The sequence below is a fragment of the Paenibacillus agaridevorans genome (assembly GCF_003112455.1).
GTDB lineage: Bacteria > Bacillota > Bacilli > Paenibacillales > Paenibacillaceae > Pristimantibacillus > Pristimantibacillus agaridevorans.
Map to the genome: position 1 here is coordinate 19,640 of NZ_BDQX01000171.1, position 6,464 is coordinate 26,103.

Annotated in this window: 3 protein-coding genes; all 3 read right to left on the reverse strand. The window is 55.2% G+C overall.

All coding sequences use genetic code 11. The features are described from left to right. On the reverse strand, positions 1-1,013 hold a 1,013-nt coding region (locus PAT3040_RS15310; protein WP_108993423.1), incomplete at its 3' end, for a family 4 glycosyl hydrolase. 464 nt (positions 1,014-1,477) lie between these two features. Beyond that, the gene (locus PAT3040_RS15315; RefSeq protein WP_181376631.1) at positions 1,478-2,476 is read right to left on the reverse strand and encodes an S-layer homology domain-containing protein; all 999 of its coding nucleotides are present in this window, start codon (positions 2,474-2,476) and stop codon (positions 1,478-1,480) included. 71 nt (positions 2,477-2,547) lie between these two features. Beyond that, the coding region (locus PAT3040_RS37070) for a GDSL-type esterase/lipase family protein (protein ID WP_181376632.1) at positions 2,548-6,464 on the reverse strand (3,917 nt) is incomplete at its 5' end.

Consider the following 6,464-nt stretch of genomic DNA (forward strand, 5'->3'; position numbering starts at 1 on the left):
TTTGCGATCATGCCATTGTTGCGAAGGTTGCCGCTGAACTTAAACGGCTTGCCTGTCTCCAGCGCTTCGATAATATAAGCGCAATATTCGATGCTTCTTGGCGGAAGGTCCGTCGACTCTTCCGCGAGCATATCCGTCCGCTGGAATTTATCAGCCACGTAGGTGCTCCACTTATACGCCGCACCGGACTCGCCTCCAAACGCCGGCTCATCGCAATACAGCTCCAGCGCCTTCGCGCTATGGCGGAACCACGGCACGTACTCCGACAAATGACCCGTGGATTCCGTCATAAAGTAGCCGAAGTGACGGAACACCTCGCCGCGGACTTTCTCGTTGACGTAATACTCCGGCAGCTCGAACTTCTCTCGCAACAAGGGGTATAGATCTTTTCCCTTATGTTCGATTTTCAAGAACCAGCCCATATGATTGATGCCGCCCGTGGAGAAGTCGATCTCTTCCTTAGGAACGCCCGTATAACCTGAAATCAGGTCAAGCGTCGTCTGCACGCCGTGGCACAAGCCGACGTATTGGATATTTGTCTCTCCGAGCGCCCAGCAGATCATCGCCATGGGATTGACGTAATTGAGGAGAATCGCTTTCGGGCATAGCTCCTCCATGTCCTTTGCCACATCCAGCATGACGGGTATGCTGCGCAGCGCGCGGAATACGCCGCCAGGACCGAGCGTATCGCCTATACATTGATCGACGCCGTATTTCAGCGGGATTTTATAATCGAGCTCGAACGCTCCGAGGCCCCCGATCTGAAAGGAGCAGATAACGTAATTGGCGCCGGCCAACGCTTCCCTGCGGTCGGTCGTGATCGTTATCTTCGAACGAAGTCCGTTATCCGCGACGACGCGATCGAGATAATTTTTAACACGAGAAGTATTAGCCGTTGATGGAGCCATTAACACGAATTCCGTTTCCTCCAGCCCTTCCGTCGCCATGATATCCATGATTAGCGTTTTGCAGAAAACGACGCTTCCCGCCCCGATAATTGCAACTCTTCTCATCTTCCTATCTGCCTCCTTTGTAAATGTCTTGGATCAGTATAGCATGCCTTTAATAGAGTTGGGATGCAATTACTTCATCCTGCATATTCGGTTAAGCTCCGCGTATAGGATATTTGGAGAAGAGTGCTATACACATTTGTGCATTTCTCCCCAATTTCTTAATCAAATGGTGCCCTCTGCCTAGGGAATTGTACGAAAATACACAAATTCTCGCTTCAAATCGTCATTCGGACCTCTCTGAGCCAAAATTTGTGTATATATGTACAAATGTACGATTGAATGGCTATTACCTCATCTTAATTGTGTATTTTCGCCCAATTGTTGTACTGTTTGTAAAAAGCGTCGCACACCAGCATCAGCAACATCAACATCGGGAGCGCCGTAAACAAGCCGTCGCGATCAGGACGCTAAAAAAGGCTGCGCCTAAGCACAGCCTCTTCCACGTGATTTTATCGGAATCTTCGCTAGTTAAAAATAGCAAGAATCAAATGCGCCGATTCGGCGCGGGTCGCATTTTTGAGCGGCGCGAACCGGTTGTCACCGACGCCCTTGATCCATCCGCGTTCTGCCGCAACGGCGATGTAAGGTTGTGCCCAGACAGGAGCAGCGCCTGTATCGGCAAAGTTCGGACGCGCACCGTCCTCGGGCACGATGCCCTGGGATCTGACGATGATAGCCGCCATTTCGGCGCGCGAGATAAGCTTGCCGGCCCCGAAAGTGCCATCCCCATAGCCTTGGATCATTCCCGCTTCTACAGCAGCGGATATATATCCCCGCGCCCATACCGGAATTCCGTCTATATCCGCAAAAGTGAGCTCCGGCACATCCGGAATGTCGAGTTCCAAGGCTCGCGCAAGCATCGTAACGAACTCGGCGCGCGTTACTTGTTTTTGCGGGCGGAACGTACCGTCGCTGTAACCGGCTACCCAGCCCAACTCGGTCGCTTGCAGAATGGACTTCTCCGCCCAGTGTCCGGCAATGTCCTTGAACTGCGCCCAAGACGAGACCAGCCTTACCTTTGCTTCCAGCTCGGCCATCTCCAGCCCGGAATCAACAAGCTTAATGTCATGCAGAGTAAAGCTCGCTCCTCCTCCAGCTATCCGCTCGAACGTGAAGGTAGCCAGCGCAGCCTCGCCCTCTGTTCCTTTTACCTTGCCCACCTTGGAATGCGCGAACAGAATGTTCCCGCCCTTGACGATGGGTTCTACTGTAAAGCCGGTTATCGGACTTGAAGCCCCGACGAAACGCACCAGCTTGGGGTCGTATTCGAGACTGAACTGGTAGGCGTACAGGTCCTTCAGTCTGCTTCCCGTTACTTCGACCGTCACCTTGGACTCCCGGCTGCTTGCCTTCATGCTTATTACGGGATCGTCAGCCGCTCCCGCCAACCCGGGAGACCAAAACGACAACAACATTAGCGCAGTTAAGAGGATAATCCCCGTTTTCGTCCATTTGTGCTTCATCGCTGTCTCTTCCTTCCCATGTAGGAAGAGGAAGGGGCCTGCATCCCCTTCCCCACTTTCCTTTACATAAATTACTCTTCCGCACTCCATCCCGACAGAATCATCTGTGCCACGGCTGCCAGTACGCGAATGTTGATCTTGCCTTCGCCCAGCAGATCCGCCTTCTCGATCTCGCTCCAGTTGTCGTCTTCGGAGGTCACTCCGAAGTACTTGGCGATCATGGACAGATCGCGAATCGTAATTTGCGTCTGACCGTCCACCAGGCTGATAAACTTCGCTTGGAACTGCTGCACCGCGCCGTTAAGGGCGCCAGTTGCCGCATCGACTTGACCTTGCGTCGCCCACGCATTGCCGCGAACCGCAGAGGCCGCATCGATGGCTCCTTGAAGCAACGTTTTCGCGCCGACTTCGTATTGCCCGATTTTTGTGCCTTCCACCGCTTTCGAGAGATGATTCTGCGCAGCCGCGATTGCTGCGATCAAAGCCGATTTGTCAGAATCGATCGGAGGCTCCTGCCCAATGCTAAACGAGTGGTATGCCTCGGCGATATCAGCTACTCCGGCCGAGCCATTGCGGGACACCTCGAACTTCGTCACAGAGGTGCTGACATTGCCAGCCGCGAGGCCTGCCTTCACCTTCCCTCGAAGGTTGAACAACTCTCCGCCTTCCGAGACGGCATGCGATTCTCCGCCGCTCAGCAGAATGACGCGAATCAGTCCTTCTTCCGGTCGAACGGCCGTCGCAAGAATATGCACATGCTCGCGGCTTTGCGAGATGGCGCCATCTGCCAGGGCGAGCTCGCCATCTTCTCCTGCGATCGTCTCAAACGACACTTTCCCCGGATCGAATTGGACGATAACGTCCATGGCGGTGAAGCCAGCTTCCACTTCGGATACGCCGATCTTGAAATCAACCGATTGACCGGCATAAGCGCTGGATGGTCCCGTCAGATACGCCTTTGCCCAGACTTCGCCGGGCGGAACCTCGGTATCCTCCAATGTCACGAATGCGGAGAGCGGGATGTTTAGCTCCTTCACCAGCCCCGCCACCAGCTTGGATACGACAATGGCGCCGTTCATTTGCAAATGCGTATTGTCTTCCTTGCCGTCTACCCACAAGAAAATCTCTTTAGTCCCTTCCGGGCCAAGCTCCTGGAAGTGCTCCCAGCTGGCTTGGTTCAGATCAACCAGCAACGTGCCGGTTTCTTGCGCAACCTGTTTCATCGCCTGCACGTACTCGGGGAAGCTCTTGTTCAGCGTATCGCCTGTGTAATCGCGCCTGTTTACAGGCGTGACCAATACCGGAATCGCGCCACGTTGCTCCGCGCCGTCGATATAAGTTTTCAGATACTCTTTGAACTGCTCCGGCGTGAGATAACGCTCCGGACGCGAAGGCGTCGAATCGTTATGGGACCACTGCATAAACAGATAATCTCCCTCGCGGATGTCCAGCAGCAGTTCATTGAGATGGCCGCCGACCAGAAACGTCTTGCTGCTTAGCCCGCCGATGGCCCGGTTGTCGATGGTTATTTTGCCGGAATCGAAGTAACCTCCCAGCGTCTCACCCCATCCCGCCTGCGGACGGTAGCCTTCCGCGTAATTAGCGACGGTAGAATCGCTTGCCAGATAGATGACCGGCTTGTCGCCGGTATCGTTGTCGGGCAGTCGTTCGATCTTCAAGGCGTTGATCTTTGGCGTGTTGCCCGAAAATTCGAAGTTGAATACGCCGTCGATAAGCGCGATGTCAAAGACGATTTCCCGATGCTCGCCTGCCGGTATCGTTGCGTCAGGCACTTTGCCCATTTGTTCAACCGTAATTCCAGCATGGGTCGACTCCGCCGAATCGCCCATGGTCATGGTCACTCGGTAGTTGGCAGGCTCCATCTCTACAAGGAAAGAAGTGCCGTTCAAGCGGACGAAATCTTCCGATAACGCATTGCCTGTATTTCGGTTCTCGTTTTGAGTCAGAGCCGTATCGGCAAAACCGTAGCCGTTGCCTTCCACATAGGCCCACTTGGCGTCGACTTGCGCGTAGCCTTCCGCCGCGGCGCCCGGGCCAAAGTCGAACCGGTAATCGCTCACGGGCAACGCAGGCTGAGTCGTCAGAGATGCCTTGGCCACCGCCAGCATGTTAAAGATATGGTCGACTTGCGCTTGCGTCGCTTCCGTGCCGATAATGGTTTCGGCTGCTGCCAGCGCTTTGTTCAAGACCGATATAGAAGCTTCCGTGTAGGCGGACAGTTCCAGCGCCTTAACTTCCTCGTGCAGCGTTATTAGCGCGGTCTGATCTCCTGCCGCCGGAGGAAGCTTTATCCCTTCGATCCGGACATTGTCGATCTGAGTCGTCCAGCTTAAAGTGCCGCCGCCGCCTTTCCTCGTCCCCAGAAAACGCATCGCCCTTACGCTGTCCGTATAGGCGGTTCCGGCGCTCATCGCAATATCGCCGATCGTCTGTGTGCTGCCGTTCGCCAGGCTGGTCAGCGTCAGATCGATCGTTTTGTCTGCGAAGTTGATCTTGGCGTTTACGTTCACCCACTGGTTTTTCGCAATGGTCGTGAAGGCGCCGCCCTCCGGAATGGCGGTAGTGCCGGTTCCGTAATCCGCCGGGTACTGGCCGGCGAAATAACCGATCGTCGAGTTCGAACTGCTCGTTGTATACAGAGTGAGAATCATATTCTCATTGGCGTCCTGCAGCGTAAGATGTCCTTCCGAAGGGAAAGCCCCTACGTTGCCAGTGTGCCAGTCGAAATTCACGTCAACCATGTCGCCGCCGACGGCGTCGAACAAGCGGAACACTTTGGAGCGATGTCCCGATCCGGAGCCGACGACGTTAAGTACCTTGTTGCCGTTCTGCTCCACGACGGTGCCCGTCATCGTACCTCCAATGCCGGTAGCGTTAACCATCGCGTATTGAATCGCCCCTGGATCGCCCTCGAAGTCCTCGCTGTAGACCTGGTTTTCGGGTTCGGGCTCCGGCTCGACAACATCCGGATCGATGACAAACGGCGCAAGGCCGCCGAGCTCCTGCTCCTTGACCGCTTTCGCCACCAGTCCCGCTATGACGGTAGCTCCGTAGCCACTAAAATGTGTATTATCGTTTACGCCGTTCGGATATTTCGGATATTGACCCGGATAAGCGTAAAGGAACAGCTTCTCCGATGCAGCAAGTCCGATCTGGTTATAACGCGCTATGCTTAACGCGCTAAGATCAATGAGCGGAACTTGTTTCTCCGCCGCCACTTCCTTGGCCGCATTTACGTATTCCGGGAAGCTTACATTAAATTCCTGGGTCATCGTATTAAAGTCTCTGCGTCCTACAGGCGTAAGAAGGACAGGATTCGCCCCCCGCTGCTTGGCGCCATCGATATATCGGCCCAAGTATGTTCTATAATCCGCAGGAGAAGCGTACCGCTCCGGTATGCCGGCGCTGGCATCGTTGTGGCCGAAGGAGATAAAGAAGTAATCCCCCGGCTTAATCGAACGCAATACCGTATCCAATCGACCGTCCACAATAAAGGATTTGCTGCTTCTGCCGCCTATGGAGTGGTTGTCGACTACGACGCCGCTTGTGAAGTAGCGCCCGAATTGCTGCCCCCAGCCCTCTTGCGGAGCCTGCATCGCGCTGTATGACTGCATCGTGGAGTCTCCGGCCAAATAGACGGTAGTCGCGGCGCCGGCCGTCTTGGCCGGATACTGATCAATCGCAAGCTCCTGAACGTCGATCGCCGTTCCGGTAAAGTCGAAGTCCAGCTGGCCGTCTACCAGCGCGATGTCGAAGGAGTAGACCAGCGATTCGCCCGCGGCCACGCTCGTCGCCGCCAGCTTCTGCACGAATTCGGACTTCACGCCGACGTTTCCGGCGCGGTCCGCCGAGCCCAGCTTAAGCGTCACCTTGTAATTCGCGTTCGGCAGGTCGACGATGAACTTGGCGTTCTCCGGCAAGGCCACGTGACCGGCTTCTACCCCGATCCCGCCGCTGCTGGCGAATC